Origin of the sequence: Yersinia enterocolitica subsp. enterocolitica (assembly GCF_901472495.1) — a bacterium.
Classification (GTDB): Bacteria; Pseudomonadota; Gammaproteobacteria; order Enterobacterales; family Enterobacteriaceae; genus Yersinia; species Yersinia enterocolitica.
The window spans coordinates 1499362-1526279 of the sequence record NZ_LR590469.1 but is presented as its reverse complement, the minus strand read 5'-3'; the positions used below and the strand labels follow the sequence as shown (position 1 = coordinate 1526279).

Genomic DNA, 26918 nt, shown 5'->3' with positions numbered 1-26918 from the left:
AAAGGGTTTCCATGACACAACAGCCACAAGTTAAATACCGTCACGATTATAAATCGCCGGATTACACTATCACCGATATCAATCTGGATTTCGCACTTGATGCGCAAAAAACGACAGTAACGGCGATCAGTCAGGTAAAACGTCAAACAGCAGACGTGACACCGTTGGTTTTAGATGGTGAGGATTTAACGCTTGTGAGTATCAGCGTTGACGGGCAAGCATGGCCGCATTACCAGCTACAGGATAATTCGCTGGTTATTGAGCAATTACCCGCTCATTTTACACTGACAATCGTCAATGATATTCACCCTGCAACTAACAGCGCACTTGAGGGGTTATATCTTTCCGGTGAGGCACTCTGTACCCAATGTGAAGCTGAAGGTTTCCGGCATATTACCTATTATTTAGATCGCCCTGATGTGTTGGCGCGTTTTACCACCCGCATTGTCGCTGATAAAGCACTTTATCCTTATTTACTCTCCAACGGTAACCGTGTGGGGCAGGGAGTTCTGGATGATGGCCGCCATTGGGTAAAATGGGAAGACCCGTTCCCAAAACCTTGTTACCTGTTTGCTTTGGTCGCCGGTGATTTTGATGTGTTGCGTGATAAGTTCATTACCCGCTCGGGGCGTGAAGTTGCACTGGAGTTGTTTGTTGATCGCGGTAACCTGGATCGTGCCGACTGGGCGATGACCTCATTGAAGAACTCCATGAAGTGGGATGAAACCCGTTTTGGTCTGGAGTATGACCTCGACATTTATATGATTGTGGCGGTTGATTTCTTCAATATGGGGGCCATGGAAAATAAAGGGTTGAATGTTTTCAATTCAAAATATGTTCTGGCAAAAGCAGAAACGGCGACAGATAAAGATTATCTGAACATTGAAGCGGTTATTGGTCATGAATATTTCCATAACTGGACGGGTAACCGAGTCACTTGCCGTGATTGGTTCCAATTAAGCCTGAAAGAAGGCTTAACAGTATTCAGAGATCAGGAATTCAGTTCTGATTTAGGCTCGCGGTCAGTTAATCGTATCGAAAACGTGCGAGTTATGCGTGCAGCGCAGTTTGCCGAAGATGCTAGCCCGATGGCTCATGCCATTCGCCCAGATAAAGTCATCGAGATGAACAACTTCTATACCTTAACGGTGTATGAGAAAGGGTCAGAAGTTATCCGCATGATGCATACTTTACTGGGTGAACAACAATTCCAAGCTGGCATGCAACTCTATTTTGAACGTCATGATGGCAGTGCGGCGACCTGTGATGATTTTGTGCAGGCAATGGAAGATGCATCTAATGTCGATCTGTCTTTATTCCGTCGCTGGTATAGCCAATCCGGTACACCAATATTGACGGTACGTGATGATTATGATGCTGAAAAACAGCAATATCATCTGCACGTTAGCCAGAAAACGTTGCCAACTGCTGATCAACCAGAAAAACTGCCATTGCATATTCCATTGGATATTGAGCTATATGACAGTAAAGGCAATGTGATTGCATTGCAGCGAAATGGTTTACCGGTTCATCATGTTCTGAATGTGACAGAGGCCGAACAGACCTTTACCTTTGATAATGTAGAGCACACTCCGATCCCGTCCCTGTTGCGGGAATTCTCTGCACCGGTCAAATTGGATTATACCTACAGCGATCAGCAACTCACGTTCCTCATGCAACATGCGCGCAATGAATTTTCCCGTTGGGATGCGGCACAAAGTTTGCTGGCAACCTATATCAAACTCAATGTTGCTAAATACCAACAAAAACAGCCGCTGAGTCTGCCTAATCACGTCGCTGATGCTTTCCGCGCCATATTACTTGATGAAAATCTTGATCCCGCGTTAGCGGCACAGATCCTGACATTGCCATCAGAAAATGAAATTGCGGAACTGTTTACCACAATTGATCCGCAAGCTATCAGTGCGGTACATGAGGCTATTACCCGCTGTCTGGCAAATGAGTTATCGGACGAATTATTGGCCGTCTATGTGGCGAATATAACTCCTGAATATCGTATTGAACACAGTGATATTGCCAAGCGGGCGTTACGCAATACCTGTCTGAATTATTTGGCGTTTGGTGATGCTGAGTTTGCAAATAAGCTTGTGTCTTCTCAATATCATCAAGCTGACAACATGACTGATTCGCTGGCAGCATTAGCAGCCGCAGTTGCTGCCCAGTTGCCTTGCCGTGATGAATTACTGGCGGCGTTTGATGTGCGTTGGAGTCATGATGGTTTGGTGATGGATAAATGGTTTGCGTTGCAAGCCACCAGCCCGGCGGTGGATGTTTTGGCGCAAGTACGAGCCTTGCTTAAACATCCGGCATTTAGTTTGAGTAATCCCAACCGTACTCGTTCGTTGATTGGTAGTTTTGCCTCCGGTAACCCGGCGGCATTCCATGCTACTGACGGCAGCGGCTATCAATTCCTGGTCGAAATACTCAGTGATTTGAATACCCGTAACCCGCAGGTTGCCGCTCGTTTGATTGAACCCTTGATTCGTTTGAAACGCTATGACTCAGGTCGTCAAACGTTGATGCGCCAGGCTTTGGAACAATTGAAAAAATTGGATAATTTATCCGGTGATTTATACGAAAAGATAACCAAAGCATTGGCCGCATAAATAGGTTGTTTGCATGATAAACAGAGGGCAGCGATGCTCTCTGCTTTTTTATCCCCTGAAATACCTTCAGTCTTTGCATGGCTTTACGTCGCAAACGTTTACTTTCCTGAGAGATGAATTTACCATTCCCGCATCAACGGCTAGTCACCGCTCGCTCAGGAGATTACATGTATTATCCACTCGTTAAAAAAGCACTATTTCAGCTTGATCCAGAACGTGCCCATGAATTCACTTTTCGCCAGCTAAAACGTCTTACCGGCACACCGCTTCAATTTTTGGTTAGCCAATCAGTGCCAACCAAACCTGTAAGCTGTATGGGCCTGTCATTCAAGAATCCATTAGGTTTGGCTGCGGGTTTGGATAAAGACGGCGAGTGTATTGATGCTCTTGGCGCGATGGGATTTGGTTTTATTGAAGTCGGAACGGTAACACCAAAGCCACAGTCAGGAAATGATAAACCAAGATTGTTTAGGATCGTCGAGGCTGAAGGCTTGATCAATCGTATGGGCTTTAATAATCATGGGGTTGATAACTTAATTGAAAACGTCAAGAAATCACATTTTGGCGGTATTTTAGGTATTAATATTGGCAAGAATAAAGATACGCCGGTAGAACAAGGCAAAGAAGATTACTTGATTTGTATGGATAAAGTTTATCCTTACGCCGGATATATCGCGATTAATATTTCATCACCCAACACCCCAGGATTACGATCTTTACAGTATGGTGAAGCGCTGGATGATTTATTAGCAGCAATTAAAAATAAACAAACTGAATTACATCAGCGTCATCATAAGTATGTTCCGGTGGCGGTAAAGATCGCCCCGGATCTTACTGAAGAAGAATTGATCCAAATAGCGGACAGTTTGGTTCGCCATAATATAGATGGCGTTATTGCTACTAATACCACTTTAGATCGTTCTCTCATTCAGGGATTAAATTATTGCGAACAAGCCGGTGGGTTAAGTGGCCGTCCATTGCAATTACGTAGTACTGAAGTGATTCGCCGTTTATCGCAAGAGCTGCAAGGCCGCTTACCTATTATCGGGGTGGGTGGAATTGACTCAGTCACGGCTGCGCGAGAAAAAATGGCTGCGGGAGCTTCATTGATTCAAATTTATTCCGGATTTATCTTCCGTGGGCCAGGTTTGATTAAGAATATCGTTACTCATATCTAATTATTTATCTTCATTATTGGCCGGGGGGTTTATTTATTCCTCCGGCTCGTCTATATTTTACCCCAATGGATTAAATATACATCAAAAGCCTTATACCCTAAATAATTTGAGTTGCAGGAAGGCGGCAACTGAGTAAATTCCGATGAGCTTACTCAGGTAAGTGATTCGGGTGAACGAAAGCAGCCAACGAACATGCAGCTTGAAGTATGACGGGTATATACGATTAAGTGCAATTTGATGGGTGAGAACTCAATTCTTGAGTCAATAATGTTGGTGAGCGTGGCGGGAAGGGTAAAATATGCGGATTAAACCAGACGATAAATGGCGTTGGTATTTTGATACCGAACATGACCGACTTATGTTGGATTTAGCCAATGGTATGATATTTCGCTCGCGCTTCCCGTCTAAAATGTTAACCCCTGATGCATTTGATGAGTCTGCATTTTGTGTCGACGATGCAGCGCTTTATTTTGAGTTTGAAGATCAATGCCGCCAAATTAAAATGGGGCATGAGCAACGTTCGGAATTGATATTAAATGCGTTGGTTGCTTTTCGTTTTCTTAAACCATTAATGCCCAAAAGCTGGTATTTTGCACAACAACCTAAAACGTGGCTGCCACAAAATGCAGAGCTGGCGACAGTAAAAGTATTGGAGACCGGTGAAGATATTAGTTTGTTAGTGGTTGAGTCTGGTGACACTGCCAGTTTGTGTTTATTAGCACAATCCCAGGTAGTATTAGCCGGGCGTCAGTTAGTATTGGGCGATGCGATAAAGATAATGAATGACCGCTTAATACCATTGGTTATCGAGAAACCTTATACCGCACCGGCCTTTAATCTTGACCGGGCGGTTTAGTTAATCAATTGCAGCTTATTTACCGCTAAGCGTAATATCTCCTTTAGGTATGCAACTGCAACAAAGAATCGTTCCGTCATTTCCAATAGCACTTTGTTTTAACGGTGCGACCTCGCCATTGATTAACGTAATTCTGCAACTGCCACATATTCCTGCCCGGCACGAGTAAGGAATGCGGATATTTTGTTGCTCCAACTGCTCCAATAATACCTGCTGATTATTCCCGTTAAAGCGAATGCCATTATATTCAATGGCTACGGCTTTGGATTTATCCTCTGGTGCCGCAAGGCTTTCAACTACCGCTCCAGCGCCATAAGGGCGCGGTGGCTTAGTTGACAGAACTTCTACTTCATCCCCAACCCGAATAATACCGCTGTTCCTGGCCACCATATTCTGACCAAAATCGATATCGCCATTCTCGGCGGTTCGGAATGTCTGTAGTGTTTGTAATGGCTCGCCGGTTGGATGCTTGCGACCGCGTTCAACACTGACCGTGGTTAATACGCAACGGCTACATGGCTTAACCAAATCAAAAGTAATATCGCCCACTCGGATAACTTGCCAACTGTCTTCAGCGAATGCACTGGCACCGGTCACCAGTAAATTAGGGCGAAACTGTTCTAGCTTAATACTGCCGGGGCAGCGTTGTTGCAACTCTTTAAATGAAGCTTCGTTAATTAGCAGATAAGGGAAACCATCCGCGAATGACAGCGGAATTTCCGGCATGGGTTTTACCCGCCGGGTTAATTCTGGCCCCAGCCAGCGTAATTGTACTTCTCTTTGAAAATAACCACTGAGCCAGTTGTTGATAGCAGCAGGGGCAATTAGCGCGGTAAAATGATTCCCCCAAACTTCTGTTGGTTCGGCATTGGCTAAAAAATCATTAAAGCGGATACTGGCACTCTCGCCGTCAGGGGCTGTGAGATATAAACCGTCTGACATTAAGGCGGGGGTAAACATCACCATCTTCGGATATTGGCGCGCAGTAATAAAAGTGCCATCCGGTTCGGTAATCATAAATACGCGGTCAAAGGCTAATCCACTGCTGCTGACTTGTGCATGAGAAAGCTGCAAGCCGCGCATGGATTTTACCGGATGAACATAAAGTCGGGAGAGGGTAATCACCATTGCCTCCGTGCGAGTATTAAATAAGAGGGAGCAACTTTATGACAAGCTGCTGGGATTAGCTATAATGCGCAACAATTTTCTTTTTGGTGATAGTGCGATATGAACTCTCTGTTTGCCAGCACGGCGCGTGGACTGGAAGAACTGTTAAAAAGCGAACTCGAAGCGTTGGGCGCTCACGACTGTAAAATAGTGCAGGGCGGGGTACATTTTCAGGGCGACGATCGACTCATGTACCAAAGCCTGCTGTGGAGCCGTTTGGCTTCGCGCATTTTGTTACCGCTCAATGATTTTAAAGTTTACAGCGATTTAGATTTGTACCTTGGGGTGCAGGCGATTGATTGGCCATCAATTTTTGGTGTGGATAAAACCTTTGCCGTGCATTTTAGCGGCGTGAATGACGAAATCCGCAATAGCCAGTATGGGGCATTAAAAGTTAAAGATGCCATCGTTGATAGCTTTACTCGTAAGCTGGATCAGCGCCCAACTGTAGCTAAACAACAGCCGGATATCCGGGTGAATGTGTTCCTGCAACGCGATATGGCCAGTGTGGCACTTGATCTCAGTGGTGAAGGTCTGCATCAGCGCGGCTATCGTGACCTTACCGGTCAGGCACCGCTGAAAGAAAATTTGGCTGCGGCGATTATTCAACGTTCTGGCTGGCAGTTGGGCACACCGATGGTCGATCCGATGTGTGGTTCCGGTACATTGCTGATTGAAGCTGCCATGATGGCATCTGACCGCGCCCCGGGGCTGCATCGTGAGCATTGGGGCTTTACCGCCTGGAATGCTTTTAACGAAGAGCTGTGGCGTGAATTAACCACCGAAGCGCAAGTTCGTGCGCGCCGTGGTTTGCAGGAGACGACCTCTCGCTTCTTTGGTTCTGATATTGATCGGCGGGTGATTGAGATGGCTCGAGCCAATGCCCGTCGCGCTGGGGTAGCAGAACTGATTACCTTTAATGCCAATGATGTCAGCAAATTGGTGAACCCATTACCGGAAGGGCCTGTAGGCACGGTTATCAGTAATCCACCTTACGGTGAGCGGTTGGACAGTGAGCCAGCATTGATTGCGTTGCATAATATGCTCGGTCGCATCATGAAAGCGTCATTTGGTGGCTGGCGTTTATCCCTGTTCAGTGCCTCGCCGGAATTACTGAGCTGTTTGCAATTGCGCGCAGAGCGCGAATTCAAAGCCAAGAATGGCCCGCTGGATTGTGTGCAGAAAAACTACCAATTAGCGGCAAATCCACAAGGTGCGACGGGCGTTCAGGTGGCTGAGGATTATGCTAACCGTCTGCGTAAGAATGTGAAAAAGCTGGATAAGTGGGCCAAGCAGCAGGGCATTGAATGTTACCGCTTGTATGATGCTGACTTACCGGATTACAACGTCGCGGTCGATCGTTATGGCAGCAAAGTGGTGGTGCAGGAATACGCGCCGCCGAAAACGATTGATGCACAAAAAGCGCGTCAGCGTCTGTTTGATGTGATTAATGCCACTTTGGCGGTGTTGAATTTGCCTTCTAACCAGTTGGTATTGAAAACTCGCGAACGGCAGAAAGGCAAAAACCAATACGAGAAATTGGCGCAGAAAGGCGAGTTCCTGCTGGTGAGTGAATATAATGCCAAGTTATGGGTTAACCTGACTGATTATCTCGATACTGGTTTGTTCCTTGACCACCGTATTGCCCGCCAGATGCTGGGTAAAATGAGCCAGGGTAAAGACTTCCTTAACCTGTTCGCTTATACCGGTACTGCCAGTGTTCATGCGGGTCTGGGGGGCGCGCGCAGTACCACTACAGTTGATATGTCGCGCACCTATTTGGAATGGGCGGAGAAAAACCTGCGAGCAAATGGTTTAACCGGCCAGCAGCACCGCTTGATTCAGGCCGATTGCCTCTCCTGGCTGAGTAACACCGATGAGCAATTCGATGTGATCTTCATTGATCCACCGACCTTCTCCAACTCCAAGCGTATGGAGACCACCTTTGATGTTCAACGCGATCATTTAGTGCTGATGAAAGAACTTAAACGGTTACTGCGCCGTAAGGGAACAATCATGTTCTCAAACAATAAGCGCGGTTTCCAGATGGATTTGGACGGGATAAAGGCGTTGGGATTGGAAGCGAAAGAGATCACTGCGCAAACACAATCTGAAGACTTTGCCCGCAATCGTCAAATCCACAACTGTTGGCTGGTGACTCACAGCCACGAGGAAAAGTAGAAACTATGTCGTTAATTAGCATGTCCGGTGCCTGGCTGTCGTTCAGCGATGCACCTTTATTAGATAATACTGAATTGCATATTGAGGCAAACGAACGTGTTTGTCTGGTGGGCCGCAATGGCGCGGGCAAATCCACCTTGCTGAAAATTCTGAGTAAAGAAGTGCCTTTGGATGATGGTCGGCTCATTTATGAGCAGGATTTAATTGTCGCGCGTTTGCAACAAGATCCACCGCGTAATGTGGCCGGTACGGTGTTTGACTTTGTCGCGGAAGGTGTTCAGGAGCAAGCCGAGCATTTGAAGGCTTACCATGCCACGCTGCATCAGGTTGAACTTGATCCGAGCGAAAAAAACCTCAATCGTCTGGCGGCATTGCAGGAAATTCTGGATCACCAGGGTTTATGGCAATTAGATAGCCGCATTCAGGAAGTGCTGAAACAGTTGGGTCTGAATGCAGATGCCGAGCTTTCCTCACTGTCTGGCGGTTGGTTGCGTAAAGCGGCATTAGGTCGCGCACTGGTTAGCTCGCCAAAAGTGCTGTTGCTGGATGAACCGACCAACCATTTAGATATTGAAACTATTAACTGGCTGGAAGGCTTCCTGAAAGAATTCCAAGGCAGCATTGTCTTTATTTCTCATGACCGTTCCTTTATTCGTGCGATGGCAACACGCATTGTCGATCTGGACCGCGGTAAATTGGTGTCATGGCCAGGTAATTACGAACTGTATCTTGCCAGCAAAGAAGAAGCGCTGCGGGTCGAAGAGCTGCAAAACGCTGAATTTGACCGCAAACTGGCGCAAGAAGAAGTGTGGATCCGCCAAGGCATCAAAGCACGACGTACCCGTAATGAGGGCCGTGTTCGCGCCCTGAAAGCACTGCGTATGGAGCGTTCACAACGCCGTGAAGTGATGGGTACGGCCAAGATGCAAGTGGAAGAAACCGTGCGTTCAGGCAAAATTGTCTTCGATCTGGAAAATGTTAATTATCAGGTCGGTGGCAAAGTTTTGGTGAAAGATTTCACCGCTCAAGTACAGCGCGGTGACAAAATTGCGCTGGTGGGGCCGAATGGTTGCGGTAAAACCACCTTGCTGAAACTGATGCTCGGTCAGCTTAAAGCCGATAGCGGTAAAGTCCATTGCGGTACCAAACTGGAAGTAGCCTATTTTGACCAGCATCGTGCAGAACTTGATCCAGAGCGCACGGTGATGGATAACCTGGCTGAAGGTAAGCAAGAAGTGATGGTCAATGGTCGTTCACGCCATGTTCTGGGCTACCTGCAAGACTTCTTGTTCCACCCGAAACGCGCTATGACCCCGGTAAAAGCGTTGTCTGGTGGTGAGCGTAACCGTCTGTTATTGGCTAAATTATTCCTTAAGCCAAGTAACTTGCTGATCCTCGATGAACCGACCAATGATCTGGATGTAGAAACACTGGAGTTGTTGGAAGAAATGGTTGATAGCTATCAGGGTACAGTATTGTTGGTTAGCCATGACCGTCAATTCGTTGATAACTCGGTAACAGAGTGCTGGATCTTTGAAGGTAATGGTCAAATCAGCAGCTTCGTCGGCGGCTATTATGATGCTCATCAGCAGCGCGCCGAGGCGAAACCTACTCGTCAAGTGGCGCCAAAAGTTGAAGAAACCAAAGTGGCTGCACCGGTAAAAAGCACGACTCCAGCGGCAAAACGCCCTGGCAAACTGAGCTATAACTTGCAACGTGAGTTGGATCAGTTACCGCAGCAATTAGAAAAACTGGAACATGAAATCGGTAAGTTACAGGCTGAGGTTAGCCATGCTGATTTCTTCTCCCGTCCACACGAAGAAACACAACAGGTTTTGAAGGCATTAGCCGATACGGAACAGGCATTAGAAGTGGCGTTTAGTCGTTGGGAAGAGCTGGAAGCTCAGAAAAACGGCTAAAACGTGTTCACACCGTTCTGTCAGGTGACGTGATATCCTACTTTATGATGATATTATGTCTATTGTTATAGTAAGTTACTTGATAGAACGGTGTTCAATCCCCTTTATATAAAAGGGATCAGCCGTGAGGGATTCGATATTGTGTTCTGTAATTCAGCCTGAGCACGGCGAGCACACAGGGCAGTCAGGGAACGTTATCCTGTGCCGGCAGTGCGACATGTCAGTGGCCTTACCCTACTTGCCTTATGGCACCAAAGCGGTATGTCCGCGCTGTAAAACCACACTGACCGCGCGGTGGGACGAACCACGTAAGCGCCCGGTGGGTTATGCTATCAGCGCACTCTTTATGCTGTTGCTGGCTAATATGTTCCCCTTCGTCAATATGCGTGTGGCGGGGATCACCAGCGAAATTACCCTGATCCAAATACCCCAAGTGATGGTGGCAGATGACTATGCCAGCATGGCAACGTTATTTATGGTTTTGGTTCAGTTGATTCCGGCTTTCTGTATGGTGGCCATCATTTTGCTTTGTCTGCGAGTGCGTATGCCGCACCGCTGGAAGGCACTGATAGCAAAAGCACTTTTCCAATTTAAAACCTGGTGCATGGTCGAGATTTTCCTCGCCGGTGTGCTGGTCAGTTTTGTTAAGCTAATGGCGTATGGCGAAATCGGCATTGGCAGCAGTTTTGTCCCTTATTGCTTATTCTGTTTATTGCAGGTGCGTGCTTTCCAATGTGTTGACCGCCATTGGATGTGGCAGGATATCGCCCCTGCACCGGCTTTACCTTACCCACTGATTGCGGGTCGAACCGGTTTGCGCCAGGGTCTGCGCTCTTGCGCGTGCTGTACGGCTATTTTGCCACAAGACCTGGTGGAATGCCCTCGCTGCCATACTCATGGCTATATCCGTCGGCGCAATAGCCTCCAGTGGACAATGGCACTATTAGTCACGTCAATCATGTTATATATCCCAGCCAACCTGATGCCCATAATGATTACTGAAAGTTTGGGGAATCAGATGAACTCCACCATCATGGCAGGGGTGATTTTCTTGTGGAGTGAAGGCTCTTATCCGGTGGCAATGGTAATTTTTATTGCCAGTATTATGGTGCCATCATTAAAAATGCTAGCGATCGGTTGGTTATGTTGGGATGCAAAAGGCAAAGGTAATACCGATACTGAACGGATGCATTTTATTTATGAAATAGTGGAGTTCGTTGGCCGCTGGTCAATGATTGATGTTTTTGTTATCGCGGTGCTGTCGTCATTGGTACGTATTGGGCAACTGATGAGTATCTATCCGGCGATTGGTGCCCTGCTATTTGCCATGGTGGTTATCCTGACCATGTTTGCTGCATTAACCTTCGATCCCCGTTTAACCTGGGATCGGATAAGTGAAACAACCCAAAAGGAGCCGCAAGGTGACGGACAATAATCCCAGCCAAGGTGTGGCAGAAATTGAAAAAATCAAGCGGTGGTCCCCAGTGTGGATCATCCCGATTGTCACTGCGCTGATTGGCGCATGGATACTGTTTTATCACTTTAGCCATCAGGGGCCGCAGGTGGTTATGACCACTTTGAACGCTGAAGGCATTGAAGCGGGTAAAACCAAAATAAAGAGCCGCAGTGTTGATGTTGGCATCGTTGAGCAGGTCACGTTAAGTGAAGATCTCAACCATGTTATTGTGAAGGCGCGGTTGAATTCCGGCATGAATACCTTGCTACACAGCGATACCGTTTTCTGGGTGGTCAAGCCGCAGATTGGCCGTGAAGGTGTTTCCGGCTTGGGAACTTTGCTATCAGGGGCTTACATTGAACTGCAACCTGGTGGTAAAGGTAAGCCATTAAATGAGTTCGCATTATTGGATTCCCCACCACTTGCCTCGCCGGATGCCAAAGGGCTGCGCATCATACTTGACAGTGAGCAAGCCGGGCAGCTGAATGCTGGCGATCCCGTGTTGTTCCGTGGCTATCGTGTGGGCTCAGTGGAAACCAGTGCTTTTGATGCGAAATCACGTCTGATGCGTTATCAGCTATTCATTGGCGCGCCTTATGACAGCCTGGTCACCAGTAATGTGCGTTTTTGGAAAGACAGTGGGGTGGCGGTAGATCTCTCCTCGCAAGGGATGCGTGTCGAAATGGCCTCTCTGGCGACTTTATTCAGTGGCGGCGTCAGCTTTGATGTGCCTGACGGTTTAGATCCGGGTAAGCAAATTACCGAAGCGAAGGCGGAGTTCAAACTGTTTGATAACCGCAGTAGCATTCAAAATTCGTTGTACACCGAACATGAAGATTTCTTGCTGTTCTTCTCTGATTCGGTGCGTGGCTTACAAGCTGGAGCACCGGTTGAATTCCGGGGGATTCGTATCGGGACTGTCGGAGATGTGCCTTTCTTCGCTGAAGGGATAAGGCAACGCGTTGATAATGACTTTCGGATTCCGGTGTTAATTCGCATTGAGCCTGGCCGTTTCCGCGAGGACTTAGGCCCAGATGCTAATTTTGAAAAAATACTGAAAACGGCCAAAGAACGCGGTCTACGTGCCTCGCTGAAATCAGGCAACTTGTTGACCGGCGCACTGTTTGTCGATCTGGATTTTTACCCGGACGCCAAACCGTGGAAAGGGCCATTGGAAGTGGCGGGCTATCCTTTGCTGCCAACCGTCAGCGGTGGTTTAGCGCAGATTCAGCAAAAAGTGATGCAAACACTGGATAAGATCAATAGTCTGCCGCTGGATCCAATGGTCACAGAAGTCACCAAAACACTGGCTGAAAGTCAGAAAACCATGCGTGAAACCCAGAAAACTCTGGAATCACTGACGGCACTCACCGCCAGCCCGGCAATGCAGGATTTACCGAAAGATCTACAAAAAACTTTGAATGAATTGAATCGTAGTATGAAAGGTTTCCAGCCTGGTTCACCGGCCTACAATAAAATGGTGGGTGATATGCAGCGGTTAGATCAGGTGTTGCGTGAATTACAACCGGTGTTGCGGACGCTGAATGAAAAGAGCAACGCGCTGGTATTTGAAGCGGCAGGAAGTCAGGATCCTCAGCCTAAGAAGGCCAAAAAATGATGAAATGGATGGCAGTTATCGCAGCGCTGTTACTCAGTGCTTGCAGCAGCACACCCAGCAAAACGTATTATCAGTTGCCAGCACTCAGTGCGCCTGCTGGCGCGACGAGTAGTGTTGCATCAAGGCAATTGTGGGTTGAGCATGTTGGTGTAGCGGATTATCTGGCGGCGGCCGGTGTGGTATATCAAACCAACGATGTGCAATACGTGATTGCCAGCAACAACCTCTGGGCAAGCCCATTGGATCAACAGTTGCAGCAAACCTTGGTCACTAATCTGAGCAATGCGCTGCCGGGCTGGTTGGTTTCCTCACAACCACTCGATAGCGATCAGGATGTCCTGAATGTTACTGTCACCGGGTTCCATGGCCGCTATGATGGGCGTGCCATCATCCGTGGTGTTTGGATACTCAAACGTCAGGGGCAACTGATTAAACAGCCGTTCGATTTAGAGCTTAAACAGGGTGAAGATGGTTATGATGCACTGATTCGTACTTTGGCTGAAGGTTGGCAGCAAGAGGCCAAGTCGATAGCTGCCCAGTTACGGTGATTTAAGTCATATTTTGTTCCAAATCTGTCTAATCCTCTTTCATCGATAATTATAAATTTATCGTGAAAGAGGATTTTTATTGTATATCAATCAGTTAAAACCATTCACCCCAAATCAATCACTTAGCAAATTCAGCGGGCATAGCTCACAAATATGACATTGGCGTGAATTTTGCGCATTGCTTTTCTGTTTCCTAAGGTCTATCACTTAACTGTGACTGAACATAAAGTAGTCACTGTTTTCTTTCCACCAGACCGAAAGATGAGGGAAACGAGGCATGAAGAGACAGAAAAGAGATCGCTTGGAAAGAGCGTTGTCACGTGGTTATCAAGCAGGTATTTCAGGGCGTTCAAGGGAAATTTGCCCCTATCAAGCTTTAGACGCCAGATCGCATTGGTTAGGAGGTTGGCGACAAGCCATGGAGGACAGGGCTGTGACCGCTTAAGCGGCTCTCTGTCAGACTAAGGGATAACCTCCGCTTTATGCGGAGGTTATTGGTTACTTTAATCAACCCAACGTTTTAGTAAGATACTCGCATTCACCCCGCCAAAACCAAAACCATTCGAAAGTGCATAAGTCATTTCATGAGGCTGTGCTTTACCTGCTATCACCTTCAGCCCGGTGGCGGCTGGGTCCAGGTTTTCCAGATTCAATGTTGCGGGTACGATTTGATCGCGCAATGCCAGCACGGTGAAAATCGTTTCCAATCCGCCAGCAGCCCCCAACAAGTGACCAGTCGCTGACTTAGTCGATGTAACTGCTAAGGTATCACCTTCGCCAAACAAGTGTTTAATGGCATTAATTTCGCCGAGATCGCCTACTGGCGTTGAGGTCGCATGAGCATTGAGATGCTGAACCTGTGCGGGTGTAATACCTGCCTGGCGTAACGCAATCTTCATGGCACGGTATGCTCCATCACCGTCTTCGGCACCGGAGGTCATATGATATGCATCGGCACTGGTACCGTAGCCGACAATCTCGGCTAAGGGTTTTGCGCCACGCGCCAAAGCATGTTCCAGTTCTTCAATCACCAGTAAGCCAGCACCTTCACCCATCACAAAGCCATCACGGGCACTGTCGAAGGGGCGAGACGCTTTTTCAGGAGCATCATTAGAACCGGTTGATAATGCACGTGCAGCCGCAAAGCCAGCCAGGCTGACTTTATCGATTGCAGCTTCAGCGCCGCCACATAATGCAACATCAGCTTCATCATTGCGGATAAGACGAACTGCATCGCCGATGGCTTGAACACCGGCCGCACAAGCAGTCACCGGCGCACCAATCGGCCCTTTGAAATGATGTTTAATGGAAACATGACCTGCGGCCAGATTCACCAAAAATGAGGGGACGGTAAAAGGTGACAGCCGTTTTGGCCCACGGCTATCCGTGGTACGTACTGCATTTGCAATCGATGGGAAACCGCCAATACCAGAACCAATAATGGTCGCAGTGCGCTCTTGTTTCTCGGCATTATCGGCTTGCCAGCCAGCATGGGCAATGGCTTCATCTGCAGCGGCCATGGCAAATTCAATAAAGCGATCCATTTTCTTTTGATCTTTTGGCGCAACAGCTTTATCTGGATCGAAGCCTGCTTCTGGATCTGCTGCGAGTGTTGGCACTTGTCCCCCAATTTTTGCCGACAAATCACCGACAATTTCATCTGGCAGAACACGGATACCCGATTGCCCTGCTAGCAGGCGTTGCCACACCATATCGATACCGCAGCCTAATGGGGAAACCACACCCATTCCTGTAATTACTACACGGCGCATGTTCATTATTTTTCCTTTGAAGACTCAATTGAATGGGGGGAATACCTGACATTGGCTACATTTTTCTCATGCATCAATGCCAACCGTTTATTAATTATATCGCTCCTGACCGAGCCTGCCGCGATAGTGACATCCTCTGCGCGAATAGGTTGCTGAGTGGTATTGTTCAGCAAAATTGGTTCGACCGGAGTACCGGTACGGCGATCGGTGAGTATGACTGCGGGGCCGTCTGGCGCAAAATGCTGATTACCCCAGTGAAACAGGGCTGCAATCACTGGGAAGAAATCATTGCCGCGCTCCGTCAATAAGTATTCATAGCGGGCGGGGCGAGCATGATAGAGCTGTTTCTCCAGGATACCGCTTTCCACTAAATATTTGAGGCGGCGGGTAAGGATGGTGGGAGAAAGCTGCAAACTTTGCTGAAATTCATCAAACCGCGTGAGCCCTTGAAAGGCATCACGGATAATCAGTATGCTCCACCATTCTCCTACCCGTTCAAGAGAACGGGCCACCGGGCAGGGCATATCTTGCAGGCGAGTTCTTTGCATACCACTCCTCGGATGATTTTTGTGGGCATAGCGAGCTGCGTCAAAACTAAATGTAATCTAGTCGCTACATTTATTATAGTGACTAGTGTTAAAAAAAAATGCCATTGGCATCATAGTAATAGTTCATTGGCATCATAGTTAATGTGCAGGGGAGTTAACCGCCCCTGCACGGGAAAACGGGTCTAAATATTAGAAGGCGTTGGTGTCTTTAAACAGGCCTACTTTTAAATCGGTGGCGGTATAAATCACTTTGCCATCTACCAGCACTTCACCGTCAGCCACACCCATAATCAATTTACGCATAATAATGCGTTTAAAATTAATACGGTATGTTACTTTTTTGGCATCTGGCAGGACTTGCCCGGTGAATTTAACTTCACCGACGCCGAGTGCGCGGCCTTTGCCTTCGCCACCCAACCAGCCAAGATAGAAACCAACTAACTGCCACATGGCATCAAGGCCCAGGCAGCCAGGCATTACCGGGTCGCCGATAAAGTGGCAACCGAAGAACCATAGATCCGGATTTATATCCAGTTCCGCTTCCACATAACCTTTGCCATAGGTACCGCCGTCTTCTGTCATTTTAACGACACGGTCCATCATTAACATATTGCCTGCTGGCAATGGTGGCCCGCCAGCGCCAAACAGTTCGCCACGGCCTGATGCTTCAAGGTCTTCTTTTGTATAGGATTCGCGTTTATCTACCATGTTCTCAGTAAGCCTTATTTTGATGAAGTGCGCAGAATAGCGTACAGCTGTACGCTGAGCAAGTCCGATCAGCCCTGGTTGAACCAGTTGAGCCAGCGTAATGGCCAAGGCCAACGGCGTCTGTCCTGCGGATTTACTTGTGAGATTCGCTCTTGAATTATACCTAATAAGCTAGGTTGTTGCTCATCAGCATAAGCCATACCCGTAAGCAAAGGTAATGCTTCAGCGACTGTATCTACAGCCCACAAATGGAACTGACCTTGCTGTACCGCCTCAATCACCGCTTGATTCAAGCATAAATGACGGACATTAGTGGCCGGTAAAATAACGCCCTGACTGCCTGTAAGCCCACGACGTTGGCAAGCTTCGAAGAAGCCTTCAATCTTTTCATTCACACCACCAATAGGTTGCACGTTGCCAAATTGGTCAACTGAACCTGTCACGGCGATTTGTTGATTGATAGGCTGTTGCGATAGGGCACTGACCAGTGCGCAAAGCTCTGCCAGCGATGCACTGTCGCCATCAACCTCTCCATAGGATTGCTCAAAAACAATGGAGGCCGAGAAAGGCAGTGGCTGATCAAGTTCCAGTTCTGAAATCAGGAACGCTTGCATAATCATCATGCCTTTAGCATGAATGTTACCGCCTAATTCAGCTTTACGCTCTACGTCAACAAATTCGCCATCGCCTAAATGAACAACGCAGCTGATACGTGCGGGTTCACCGAAAGCATAAGGGTGCCCCGGATATTCCAATACCGACAGGCCATTAATTTGGCCGACAACCTGGCCTTCGGTCTCAACCAGAATTTGTCCTAACTCAATTTCATCTTGCATCCGTTCAGCAAGATAGCTATTACGCCAGTCGCGGGCATTTAGTGCGACTTCAAGCGCATTGGCGGTAATCGAGTCCTCTTCGGCATAGAGTGCAGCTTCAGCTAACTGGCGAGTGAGCCATTGCGGGCATAATGGCAGGCTCCCTTGGTCGCCGCTGTAACGCACCGCCTGACGGAATAGCACCGGCCAGGCATCGGCGGATAACGAAGGCAACTGCTTTTGCTGCAACAGCGCATTGATATAGCCGCACCACAACGTCATGCCATCAATATCGACTAGCGGCAGTTCAACTTCAAATTCACCGTAAATAGCCAATTCGCCAAGCTCAGGCTCCATATCATGGAAATCACCCAAGCCAAGACGATCGCCGATCAGAATCAAACGCAGATCCAGTGGCATTGAGGGAATATGTACCGGTAGAGGACGAGTCTCGTCAGGTGACAACCAGTCGAAGCGTTGCTGAACTATCATCTGCTTCAGGCGTAGCCACATCAATGGCTGAGCCTGTAATGATCGTACCGACAGGATCAATACACCGCCATTAGCTTGATGAACCAAGCCTGGCTGGAGAGTTATTTGATCTTTATGCCATCTGACACAGCCAAACAGCTGTTCTGGTTCTACCCATTCCTGATAGAGGCAGCGCGACATCGCCGCAAATGGCTCATCACCGCGTTGAGCAGGTTGCCAGCTGACCTGGTGCCCATGCACAAGGTAGTCTCCACCAAACAAGGCTGAGGCCTCAGGCTGTAGCTCTTTAACAGCTTGAGCGATCAGTGCCAGATACTCAGTACTTTCCTGTGCTTTGATCAACATAAAACGCGGCAGTGATTGTGGATGACAAAATAGTGTCATTCCATTTTCAAGCCGGGGTTGAATCGCCGCGAAAGAAACAGGCTCCAACTGGGAGGCAGTAGCAAATAACGCTTCATATGGCGTTGTGTTCGGCAGCAGTGACTGCCATTCAAGTCTGTTATTGGTCAAAGTGATAGATGCAATCGTCAAAAAGGGAAAGGGCGATTATACAAGAATAAACCAGACTTCATATACGTAGAGTAGCAGTTGGGGGCAAGGAGTAAGATATCGACAGTATTCCGTACAAAAAACAAACTAAGCATGCACTTTTAGTAGGGTGAAATTCTGCGTAAAACTGTTATGCTTAACTTAAGTTACACGGTCACTAAAGAGCTCACGATGAAATATCAGCAACTGGAAAATCTGGAAAGCGGTTGGAAATGGGCGTATTTGGTTAAAAAACACCGTGAAGGTGAAGCCATTACTCGTCATATAGAAAACAGTGCGGCTCAGGATGCTGTTGAGCAACTGATGAAGTTGGAAAGTGAACCCGTGAAGGTGTTGGAGTGGATTGATACGCATATGAATATGCAGCTCGCTACCCGGATGAAGCAGACTATCCGCGCCAGACGTAAGCGCCATTTTAATGCGGAACATCAACATACTCGCAAGAAATCAATCGATCTGGAGTTTCTGGTGTGGCAGCGTTTAGCCGCCTTGGCAAGGCGTCGAGGTAATACACTGTCAGAGACAGTTGTTCAGTTAATTGAAGATGCGGAACGTAAAGAGAAGTATCAGAATCAGATGTCGTCGTTGAAGCAGGACTTGCAAGATATTCTTGGTAAAGATGTTTGAACCGCACGGATATGAATCAATATCAACACGGCAGAAATAGTGAAATTAAGAAAATGTGATTTGATTCGATTTTCTTAATTTCACGATAAAAAAAACCCCGCAATGCGGGGTTTTTTACGGAAGCAGTAAACTTAAGCCTGTGGCTGAGTTACAACTTCTTTGTAGCCTTTAACTTCGATCTCTACGCGACGATCTGGTGCCAGGCACTCAATCAGAGCAGCACGTGGTTTCACGTTGTCACAGGTGTTGCCTGTAACTGGGTTAGCTTGGCCTTCACCGCGAGCGGTGATTTTGTCAGCAGGGATACCTTTAGAAACCAGGTAATCACGCACGCTGTCAGCACGACGCTGAGACAGAGCTAAGTTAGGAGCTGGTTGGCCGATACGGTCAGCGAAGCCCAGAACCACTACAGAACCATCTTTAGGATCGATAGAGCTCAGTTGTGCATACAGTTGGTCCAGAGCTTGCTGGCCTTCTGGTTTCAACGTTGATTTGTTGAAAGCAAACAGCACGTCAGATTTCAGTGTGAAACGCTTGGTATCAACAACTGGAGCTGGAGCTGGAGCCGGAGCAATTGGAGCTACTGCATCTTCCTGACCGAAACGGTAAGAAACACCTACGCTTAGCATGCCGTTGTCTGGACGAGCACCAACGGTAGCTTTATCACCGATGTTGCTAACCCATTGGTATTCCATACGGGTTGCCCAGTTTTTGGTCCATGCGTATTCAGCACCCAGTGCTACCAGTGGAGAAACACCGGTATCATGGTTGTTTTGACGGTCGCCAGTAGCTGCGTCAAACGCGCTTGAGTCTGCACGCCAAACCATACCACCTAAACGGGTGTACAGGTCCAAATCCTGAGCAATTGGGTAGCTCAGTTTTGCAGCCAGTTGAACGCCTTGTGCTTTAAAGTCGCCGTTACGAACGTCGCCTTTGTAAGGCATACGGCCAAGCCAGTCGTATCCCATTTCAAAGCCCAGGTATTGGTTTGCTTGGTAACCCAAGAACGCACCAGCACCTAATTGGTCTTTATGAGTTGGACCGTCATTGCCTTGGTCGCCATAGATACCGCCAGTGCCAGTATTTTGATACTGAGACCAGCCCAGTTTACCACCGGTGTACCAGGTGTTATCTTTCGGTGCGGCTTGCGCTACTGTAGCGAAACCAGCCAGTGCCACTGCTAATGCGATAGCTGTCTTTTTCATTTTACGCCTCGTTATCATCCAAATAGGCAATGAGCTTTAAAAGCTAAGCCCTTGGTTAAAATTCTTCGTCAAGGTTTTAACGCTCCCGTTAATCACGCTGCCAGTATAATTTGGCGTTTTAGAGCAACCTTGGCGATGTAAAGTCTACAACGTGGTGAGAAAGTTACAAGTGTGATGTGATAAACCGGCTGAAAAAAAAGCGAAATAGTGCATAATCTTTAACGATTTAGCAGTGAAATGTAGTATTTCCTAGACCTTATTTTCCGCCGCAAGCCGCATTCTGACTCGCTTTATGCTGATTTTGCAGGAGTAAGCCCTAAATATTGTAATAATTCATGGGATAAATCCTAAATTTACTTAATGATACAAAGAAGAATGAATTTTTAACGTTGCGCACTGTCCTTGATCGAGTTTTGTCTCATTCAGAGGACGCATAACAAACCCATAAGCATTCCCTAACTTTGCTGCCATACGCAATCTAATGCGGTCATTTTCTGACAATTCGGGTAGCCATCCAAGAACAACACTGTAATTTCCCGTCAACAACGCCTTTTCCATGGCATCAACAGTGGATAATGGATTGATCTGCCTCGCCTGAACGACTTTACTCATTGGTAAACCTGATTGCTGTAACCACAAACGACTCAATTTCTGTTGTGGGGTCAGCCACAAGAGCCACCGGGACTGTTTACCGAGCTGTTGTAATAAAGGAAGCAGTAATTGTGCTACCGCAGGCTGATTTTCACTGTACACAAGTTCACTGATAAGGCCACTATCGGTTGGTGCATCAACTCTTTCCTGTGCGTCACGGGTAATAAGAGAATGATAATTAGCATTATAAGGTTTTAGTGATTGAGTACGCATGATGAACCTCGCCTGTGGTGTCCTGTATGTATATACAGTAGTCACTGTTTGTTCGAAGATCAACTAAATTTTTACAAGACGCTTCGCATTATTGCGATGTAAATACGCAAAAGTTGATTTTGTGTTTGGCTCAGTTATCCATATTGCGTATTTTCTAATTAGCTGTTCCTCTTACACTTATTGCAACTAAAAAGGGACGTTGGATAGGATTTTTACTAAAGGAGTAGTGATGAAAAAAGTATCAGAAAACAAGATAATGCAGGCTCGGTGTCGTTTTGATTTTTTGGGCCAAATCACAGTCCGCTCACAATTTGGTGGTTATGGCCTGTTAGCCAATAACATTATGTTTGCCGTAGTTTCGGAAGGGGAGTTGTATCTACGTGCTAATGATTTGGTTGAAAATTTATTCCGCACCAGAGGGATGGTTAATCTTGTTTATGCTAAACGCGGTCTTCCTGTTTCACTGCGTTATTATTGGGTTGACTCGGCATTGTGGGACGATGATCTTGCATTGCGCCACTTTGCAAAACAGTCATATCAAGGGGCTAAATCCGAAGTTTTAAGTAAAAAAAATCCCCCGGTTCGTTTGAAGGATTTACCCAATCTTAGTGCCAGCCTCGAACGGCTACTATGGAAAGTCGGTATTCAGAGTGCGGCAGAGCTGAAGCTTGAGGGGGCTAAGCGTTGTTATCTGAAGTTACGTACGTTACGGCGCACATTAGGCGTCAATGTATTATTGGCTCTGGCTGGCGCGATAAGTGGCCACCATTGTGCGGTGTTGCCGCTAATGATGCGTAGCGAGCTAATTGAATGGTTTGAAATGCACATTCAGCCGGCTGATGTCGCGCAATATGAAACAATATAGAGAAGGGCCATTGATGGAAACTGGCCCGAGATTTCATTAGTCAGCTTGACCAATGCGTTTATTAAGTTCACTAAGCTCAGGTAATAATTCGAGCAATAAGCCAATTTGTTGTAAAACCAGTTGATCTTTGCTCTCCGGCTCAGGATTACAGCTCTGTAGCCGGGTTAATAAGCCCGCTAATACTTGTGTCATTTTTGTACTGTCGGGTTGTTCTTGTTCAAGAGCACCTTCAACATAACAAATAGCATCATCGAGTAAATTCAACGTGGCAGTATTGGTCAGTTTTTCACGGTGAGCACCTAATGCAGAAATATAACTCAGCATGGTGTGGTTGAGGCAAAGTAAACGAAATGCTGCTTCCTGAGTCTCTTTGTCATTCTTTGGCTCCGCTGACATATTTGAAATAACAGAGGCCAATTCAGCATCGCAATTATGTGCATCACGCCGGGCAACACGGTAGGGCAAGCTGTTATCTTTACCTTGATAATATTGCACTAAAATAGCATCCAGATAACGGCAATTTGCATTTAGTGTCCTGTGAACCACGGCAGGAAGTTGGCGGAATTTCCAGTCAGGCCAGATAAAACTCACTGCGACCCAGGCAATAGCGCAACCAAGTAGCGTGTCAAACACCCGCGGTGCGGCAACCTCAAATCCTTCCCCAAGTAAGTTAAAACAGAGTAAAACCAACAAAGTAATGAACATCGTTGCATGAGCATACTGAACATTGCGGAAAGCAAAAAAGAGTACGCCAGTAATGACAATCAGGATTAACTGACCCTCAATAGACGGCACAAAATAAAGGATGGGTAGCCCAATAAGGATACCTGCCAAGGTGCCAATAATGCGCAGCGCGAGGCGGCGTCTCGTCGCATTGTAGTTGGGCTGGCAGACAAAAAGGCTGGTCAGCAAGATCCAATAACCATGACGCATGCCAGTAAGCTGAATAAACGCATAGCCCACGCAGAGTACAACGGACATGCGCACAGCATGTCGGAAGAGTGCGGATTGAGGGGTCAGATGGCGGCTGATACGCAGCTTGATATCACTCCATCCGGTGAGACGATCGTCGGATAAGCGACTTTCAGGTTGTGGGCCTTCAGCTAATACTTGTTCTGATTCAATGCCAGCCAGCTGGGCATCAATGGCGCGCAGGTTTTTGAGCAAATGAGACAGTGCTTTAACTTGTGGTACATTCTCATTCTGTGCCAGTTCTCGGGCCAATGCAGCATCTAAAAAAGTAAACGCCCGTTCGAAACGCGGGTCATGCTGATATTTTTGTCTCATCAGAATGGATTGCGATAGCTTCATACAGGCCCTGGCTTGCATGCTAAGCAGACGTTGAAAGCGGAATAACACGTCGCTGTAGCGAAATTTTTCCCGCAATACTTGATATTGAACATGCGATGAACTGGCGCGTTCATGAATATCTTGCGCAACAAAATAATAGTGGAGGGTGCGCCGGGTTTCACGCTGACCGCGATCACCTTTCAGTCGCGTAACAAGTGAGGTTTTGGCTTGGTTCAATGTCGAGACTAATGTACCGTTAGCCATTGCTACATCTATAAGTGGTTGATTGACATCAGGTTCTATATCAGGGTCAAATAGATTAGCTTTTGCCTCAAGATATTGGGCCAGATGTTGATAGCAACGGGCCAGATTATCCTGTAACGGGCGGATAGGAAAAATAAGATGTCCACATAGGGTCAGAACATTATACCAAACGGCACCGAGTATCAGTAACAGGGGTTGCTGATACCAAATATGGTACATGGAAGTACCCAACATGGTGTAAATGGCAATTAATAATGCGCCAAAGGCGATGGTGGCATAACGTTGGCCTAAGGTACCCAGCAGAATAAAGCCACAGGTTGAAAAGGTCAGGCCAAGGGCAAAAAACCAAGGATAAGGAAATAACAGCTCAATAGAGGCTGATGCGATAAAAAAACAAATCAGCGTAATGAATAGATTACGTAACCGCCCAGCTAGGCGGTCATCAAGATCAGTTAATGCTGCGGCCACGACACCCAGTGTTAAGGGGATTGTCAGCTTTGGCTGATCAATCCACCACGGAACCGCCGTTACACCCACCAACGCGATAAATATACGAACATGATAAAGCAGGCTGCTATTGTAGATATAACGGCGTAAACCAGTGACGAAAGTGAGCACAAAAAACCTCTAAAAACAGAAAATTCAGCGTTGTTGATACTGGCGTTGAGCATTGGCCATTCTTGCTTGTTGTGCCATTTCAACAGAAACGACACGGCGACCCACAGGCCATAACGCGATGGCAGCAATCTTAAAATTGGCAATCCCGACCGGAATCCCAATTATGGTGATACATTGCACAATTCCGGTTGCAATATGTGATAAACATAACCACCAACCAAATAAAATAAACCAAACGATATTCAGCAAAGAACCACCCGCGGTTAGCAGAGGATTACTTTTTTCTGGGTATAATTCATTGACATGGATCGCCTCATTGCCATAAGGGAGAAATGATAACTTGGTTATCTCCCAGCAAGAGCGCGTTAATGGTAAGGTGAAAATCAGGATGACGCTGACCACAGTTGCCAATAACCAGCCCAATGTGGTGAAAAAACCACCTAAAACAAAATTAAGAATATTCAGTACAGTACGCATAGTGATTAATCTGCCTAGCTGAATAAAAAAACCGCAATGCGGATGAGTGATAACAGGTGCCATCTATTCTATACGCATGGCGCCGGTTAGTTTCCGTTGTTAACTATCGGATACCTGTTGTTTAAACTCAATTATTTTATTTACACTCCATCATGTTATTTCAATTCACTTAATACGAGTTATGGCGCGCGGATATGGAACTTAAAGCGACATCTTTTGGCAAACATTTGGCTCAGCACCCCTATAACCGGGTACGTTTGCTCAATGCGGGCATCGAAGTATGCGGTGATAAACATCAATACCTGATTCCTTTTAACCAGTTGGTTAACATTCAATGTAAACGCGGTATTGTTTGGGGCGAGATGGAGTTTGAGCTTCCAAATCAGCAAGTTGTACGTTTACATGGCACCGAATGGCAAGAAACTCAGCGTTTCTATCATCATTTACTGGGCATCTGGCAACAATGGAGTGAGGAGATGAGCCGGGTGTGTGTTGACGTTTTGCATAAACAAGTTGAACTGATTAAGCGAATTGAGCAGCAGGATAAATGGTTTAAACGCAGCGAGTTAAGTCAGGTGCAAGCATCTATCCGTGAGGCTTTTACCTCGCTGCCGATGCCTGTTCAGCGCTTAATCGAATTTGACTCTTGCCGCGCAGATTATGAGCTTTGCTTGCGCTGGCTGGAGCATGGTAACCGAAGTGTTGACCGCCGCAATCAGCAATGGACTCATCGCATGCTGGAGGAGCATCAGGATTTCTTCCAGAGCGTTGAAACTTCTCCGCTAAATGAGTCGCAAAGTCGGGCGGTCGTCAACGGCGAAGATTCGGTATTGATATTGGCTGGTGCCGGCAGTGGTAAAACTTCTGTATTGGTTGCTCGCGCGGGTTGGTTACTGCGGCGCAATGAAGCTCTGCCTGAGCAGATTTTACTGCTCGCTTTTGGCCGCCAGGCCGCGGATGAAATGAACAGCCGCATCAAACAACGCCTTGGCGTGGATGATATTCAAGCCAAAACCTTCCACGCGCTCGCGTTGCAAATAATTCAGCAAGGTAGCCGTAAAACTCCGGTGATAAGCAAACTGGAATCAGACAGCCAGGCCAGGCGGTCACTGCTTATCAAACATTGGCAACAGCAATGTAGTGAGAAAAAGGCGCAAGCTAAAGGGTGGCGCGAGTGGTTAACCGACGAGCTTGAATGGGATATTGATGATGGCGAATTTTGGCGTGATTCGCGGCTCGCAGCCCGGCTAGCCGGGCGACTTGAGCGCTGGTTAGGTTTGATGCGCATGCATGGGGGGAGTCAGGCTGAAATGATTGAACAGGCTGATGAAGAAGTGCGTGCTCTCTTCCAAAAACGTATACGGCTAATGGCACCGTTATTGAAAGCATGGAAAACAGCGCTAAAAGAAGAGGGCGCAGTTGATTTCTCTGGGCTGATTCATCAAGCCGTCAATTTGCTGGAAAAAGGGCGTTTTGTCAGCCCGTGGAAACACATTCTGGTTGATGAATTTCAGGATATTTCGCCACAGCGTGCCATGCTGCTGAGTGCTTTACGCAAACAAAATAAGCAGACCTGCCTGTTTGCCGTGGGTGATGACTGGCAGGCGATATACCGTTTCAGCGGCGCAGAACTTTCTCTCACCACCGCTTTCAGCCAGAATTTTGGTGAAAGCGCAGAATGTGCATTGGATACTACCTATCGATTTAATGACCGGATTGGTGAGATTGCTAACCGGTTTATTCAGCAGAATCCCTATCAACTGAAGAAACCCCTGAATAGCTTGAGTCAGGGGAATAAAAAATCGGTTGTCATCTTGCCGAGTGAGCAGCTTGAATCTCTGTTGGATAAGTTAAGTGGCTTTGTTAAAGATGATGAGCGCATTCTTATTTTGGCTCGTTATCACCATTTACGGCCCGAAATATTGCAAAAAGCAACCACGCGCTGGCCAAAATTAACCATTGATTTCATGACGATCCATGCCAGTAAAGGGCAGCAGGCTGATTATGTGATTATTGCTGGATTACATGAGGGAAATGATGGTTTCCCTGCAGTGGTGCGCGAGTCAATTTTGGAAGATGTGCTGCTACCGCCCCCTGAAGATTTCCCTGATGCGGAAGAACGGCGCTTACTTTATGTCGCCATGACGCGAGCAAAACATCAAGTTTGGTTACTGCAAGATACCGCTAATCCTTCTATTTTTGTTAATCAACTTAGTGAGTTAGGGGTGCCGACCCAACGCAAACCTTAGCCAATATGGGGCGTTTTTGTGA

21 protein-coding genes are annotated in these 26918 nt (G+C 47.1%); 12 read left to right on the top strand and 9 right to left on the bottom strand.

The window, feature by feature from the left end; all coding sequences use genetic code 11:
- Positions 1–11 precede the first annotated feature (11 nt).
- From pepN to FGL26_RS07300, 3 genes are all read left to right on the top strand, one after another.
- A complete protein-coding gene (gene pepN / locus FGL26_RS07310; RefSeq protein ID WP_005170937.1) occupies positions 12–2627 on the top strand; it encodes an aminopeptidase N in 2616 nt (871 codons plus the stop codon).
- Between the two features lie 167 nt (positions 2628–2794).
- On the top strand, positions 2795–3805 hold the full coding sequence (pyrD, locus tag FGL26_RS07305) for a quinone-dependent dihydroorotate dehydrogenase (protein WP_005159993.1): 1011 nt from the start codon (positions 2795–2797) through the stop codon (positions 3803–3805).
- Between the two features lie 298 nt (positions 3806–4103).
- On the top strand, positions 4104–4661 hold the full coding sequence (locus FGL26_RS07300; protein ID WP_005170935.1) for a cell division protein ZapC: 558 nt from the start codon (positions 4104–4106) through the stop codon (positions 4659–4661).
- A gap of 15 nt (positions 4662–4676) precedes the next feature.
- On the opposite strand, the gene FGL26_RS07295 is transcribed toward FGL26_RS07300, so the two are convergent.
- The gene (locus FGL26_RS07295; protein ID WP_011816047.1) at positions 4677–5789 is read right to left on the bottom strand and encodes a YcbX family protein; all 1113 of its coding nucleotides are present in this window, start codon (positions 5787–5789) and stop codon (positions 4677–4679) included.
- Between the two features lie 99 nt (positions 5790–5888).
- Here FGL26_RS07295 and rlmKL point away from each other — a divergent pair, with 99 nt between their 5' ends.
- The 6 genes from rlmKL to rmf all read left to right on the top strand — a co-directional run bounded on the left by rlmKL (position 5889) and on the right by rmf (position 13995).
- Complete coding sequence (gene rlmKL / locus FGL26_RS07290) at positions 5889–8009, top strand: bifunctional 23S rRNA (guanine(2069)-N(7))-methyltransferase RlmK/23S rRNA (guanine(2445)-N(2))-methyltransferase RlmL (RefSeq protein WP_005170930.1); 2121 nt, start codon at positions 5889–5891, stop codon at positions 8007–8009.
- Between the two features lie 5 nt (positions 8010–8014).
- Positions 8015–9928, top strand: a complete 1914-nt coding sequence (locus tag FGL26_RS07285; RefSeq protein WP_005170926.1) for an ABC transporter ATP-binding protein — start codon at positions 8015–8017, stop codon at positions 9926–9928.
- 139 nt (positions 9929–10067) lie between these two features.
- On the top strand, positions 10068–11363 hold the full coding sequence (gene pqiA / locus FGL26_RS07280) for a membrane integrity-associated transporter subunit PqiA (RefSeq protein ID WP_072013161.1): 1296 nt from the start codon (positions 10068–10070) through the stop codon (positions 11361–11363).
- Positions 11350–13002, top strand: coding sequence for an intermembrane transport protein PqiB (pqiB, locus tag FGL26_RS07275; protein ID WP_005170919.1), 1653 nt, complete (start codon positions 11350–11352; stop codon positions 13000–13002). Before pqiA ends, pqiB begins: the two co-directional genes overlap by 14 nt.
- Complete coding sequence (pqiC, locus tag FGL26_RS07270) at positions 12999–13550, top strand: membrane integrity-associated transporter subunit PqiC (RefSeq protein WP_005170914.1); 552 nt, start codon at positions 12999–13001, stop codon at positions 13548–13550. Before pqiB ends, pqiC begins: the two co-directional genes overlap by 4 nt.
- Before the next feature lie 277 nt (positions 13551–13827).
- Complete coding sequence (rmf, locus tag FGL26_RS07265; protein ID WP_005170911.1) at positions 13828–13995, top strand: ribosome modulation factor; 168 nt, start codon at positions 13828–13830, stop codon at positions 13993–13995.
- Between the two features lie 58 nt (positions 13996–14053).
- Here rmf and fabF read toward each other — a convergent pair whose 3' ends face one another.
- From fabF to FGL26_RS07245, 4 genes are all read right to left on the bottom strand, one after another.
- Complete coding sequence (fabF, locus tag FGL26_RS07260; RefSeq protein ID WP_011816052.1) at positions 14054–15328, bottom strand: beta-ketoacyl-ACP synthase II; 1275 nt, start codon at positions 15326–15328, stop codon at positions 14054–14056.
- Positions 15328–15870, bottom strand: a complete 543-nt coding sequence (locus tag FGL26_RS07255) for a winged helix-turn-helix transcriptional regulator (RefSeq protein WP_005170904.1) — start codon at positions 15868–15870, stop codon at positions 15328–15330. Before FGL26_RS07255 ends, fabF begins: the two co-directional genes overlap by 1 nt.
- A 189-nt stretch (positions 15871–16059) precedes the next feature.
- The gene (gene fabA / locus FGL26_RS07250) at positions 16060–16578 is read right to left on the bottom strand and encodes a bifunctional 3-hydroxydecanoyl-ACP dehydratase/trans-2-decenoyl-ACP isomerase (RefSeq protein ID WP_005160035.1); all 519 of its coding nucleotides are present in this window, start codon (positions 16576–16578) and stop codon (positions 16060–16062) included.
- Positions 16579–16646: 68 nt separating this feature from the next.
- Positions 16647–18398 carry an AAA family ATPase gene (locus FGL26_RS07245; RefSeq protein ID WP_032909324.1) on the bottom strand — a complete coding sequence of 584 codons (1752 nt, stop codon included), beginning with the start codon at positions 18396–18398 and terminating at the stop codon, positions 16647–16649.
- A gap of 210 nt (positions 18399–18608) precedes the next feature.
- Between FGL26_RS07245 and matP the strand changes: the two genes are divergently transcribed.
- On the top strand, positions 18609–19064 hold the full coding sequence (gene matP / locus FGL26_RS07240) for a macrodomain Ter protein MatP (protein WP_005170880.1): 456 nt from the start codon (positions 18609–18611) through the stop codon (positions 19062–19064).
- A gap of 131 nt (positions 19065–19195) precedes the next feature.
- Here matP and ompA read toward each other — a convergent pair whose 3' ends face one another.
- Both ompA and sulA read right to left on the bottom strand, forming a co-directional pair.
- Positions 19196–20269, bottom strand: coding sequence for a porin OmpA (ompA, locus tag FGL26_RS07235; protein WP_005170877.1), 1074 nt, complete (start codon positions 20267–20269; stop codon positions 19196–19198).
- Positions 20270–20626: 357 nt separating this feature from the next.
- Positions 20627–21133, bottom strand: coding sequence for an SOS-induced cell division inhibitor SulA (gene sulA, locus FGL26_RS07230; protein ID WP_005170875.1), 507 nt, complete (start codon positions 21131–21133; stop codon positions 20627–20629).
- Positions 21134–21362: 229 nt separating this feature from the next.
- Here sulA and FGL26_RS07225 point away from each other — a divergent pair, with 229 nt between their 5' ends.
- On the top strand, positions 21363–21998 hold the full coding sequence (locus FGL26_RS07225) for a TfoX/Sxy family DNA transformation protein (RefSeq protein ID WP_005170872.1): 636 nt from the start codon (positions 21363–21365) through the stop codon (positions 21996–21998).
- A 36-nt stretch (positions 21999–22034) separates the two neighbouring features.
- Here FGL26_RS07225 and yccS read toward each other — a convergent pair whose 3' ends face one another.
- Both yccS and FGL26_RS07215 read right to left on the bottom strand, forming a co-directional pair.
- The gene (gene yccS, locus FGL26_RS07220) at positions 22035–24170 is read right to left on the bottom strand and encodes a YccS family putative transporter (protein ID WP_005170869.1); all 2136 of its coding nucleotides are present in this window, start codon (positions 24168–24170) and stop codon (positions 22035–22037) included.
- 24 nt (positions 24171–24194) lie between these two features.
- A complete protein-coding gene (locus FGL26_RS07215) occupies positions 24195–24647 on the bottom strand; it encodes a YccF domain-containing protein (RefSeq protein ID WP_005170867.1) in 453 nt (150 codons plus the stop codon).
- A gap of 194 nt (positions 24648–24841) precedes the next feature.
- Here FGL26_RS07215 and helD point away from each other — a divergent pair, with 194 nt between their 5' ends.
- Complete coding sequence (helD, locus tag FGL26_RS07210; protein WP_005170858.1) at positions 24842–26896, top strand: DNA helicase IV; 2055 nt, start codon at positions 24842–24844, stop codon at positions 26894–26896.
- The last annotated feature ends 22 nt before the right edge of the window (positions 26897–26918 follow it).

Coding starts and splice junctions, on each gene's coding strand:
- pepN (WP_005170937.1), top strand. CDS start 12: ATGACACAACAGCCACAAGTTAAATACCGTCACGATTATAAATCGCCG.
- pyrD (WP_005159993.1), top strand. CDS start 2,795: ATGTATTATCCACTCGTTAAAAAAGCACTATTTCAGCTTGATCCAGAA.
- FGL26_RS07300 (WP_005170935.1), top strand. CDS start 4,104: ATGCGGATTAAACCAGACGATAAATGGCGTTGGTATTTTGATACCGAA.
- FGL26_RS07295 (WP_011816047.1), bottom strand. CDS start 5,789: ATGGTGATTACCCTCTCCCGACTTTATGTTCATCCGGTAAAATCCATG.
- rlmKL (WP_005170930.1), top strand. CDS start 5,889: ATGAACTCTCTGTTTGCCAGCACGGCGCGTGGACTGGAAGAACTGTTA.
- FGL26_RS07285 (WP_005170926.1), top strand. CDS start 8,015: ATGTCGTTAATTAGCATGTCCGGTGCCTGGCTGTCGTTCAGCGATGCA.
- pqiC (WP_005170914.1), top strand. CDS start 12,999: ATGATGAAATGGATGGCAGTTATCGCAGCGCTGTTACTCAGTGCTTGC.
- rmf (WP_005170911.1), top strand. CDS start 13,828: ATGAAGAGACAGAAAAGAGATCGCTTGGAAAGAGCGTTGTCACGTGGT.
- fabF (WP_011816052.1), bottom strand. CDS start 15,328: ATGAACATGCGCCGTGTAGTAATTACAGGAATGGGTGTGGTTTCCCCA.
- FGL26_RS07255 (WP_005170904.1), bottom strand. CDS start 15,870: ATGCAAAGAACTCGCCTGCAAGATATGCCCTGCCCGGTGGCCCGTTCT.
- fabA (WP_005160035.1), bottom strand. CDS start 16,578: ATGGTAGATAAACGCGAATCCTATACAAAAGAAGACCTTGAAGCATCA.
- matP (WP_005170880.1), top strand. CDS start 18,609: ATGAAATATCAGCAACTGGAAAATCTGGAAAGCGGTTGGAAATGGGCG.
- ompA (WP_005170877.1), bottom strand. CDS start 20,269: ATGAAAAAGACAGCTATCGCATTAGCAGTGGCACTGGCTGGTTTCGCT.
- sulA (WP_005170875.1), bottom strand. CDS start 21,133: ATGCGTACTCAATCACTAAAACCTTATAATGCTAATTATCATTCTCTT.
- FGL26_RS07225 (WP_005170872.1), top strand. CDS start 21,363: ATGAAAAAAGTATCAGAAAACAAGATAATGCAGGCTCGGTGTCGTTTT.
- FGL26_RS07215 (WP_005170867.1), bottom strand. CDS start 24,647: ATGCGTACTGTACTGAATATTCTTAATTTTGTTTTAGGTGGTTTTTTC.
- helD (WP_005170858.1), top strand. CDS start 24,842: ATGGAACTTAAAGCGACATCTTTTGGCAAACATTTGGCTCAGCACCCC.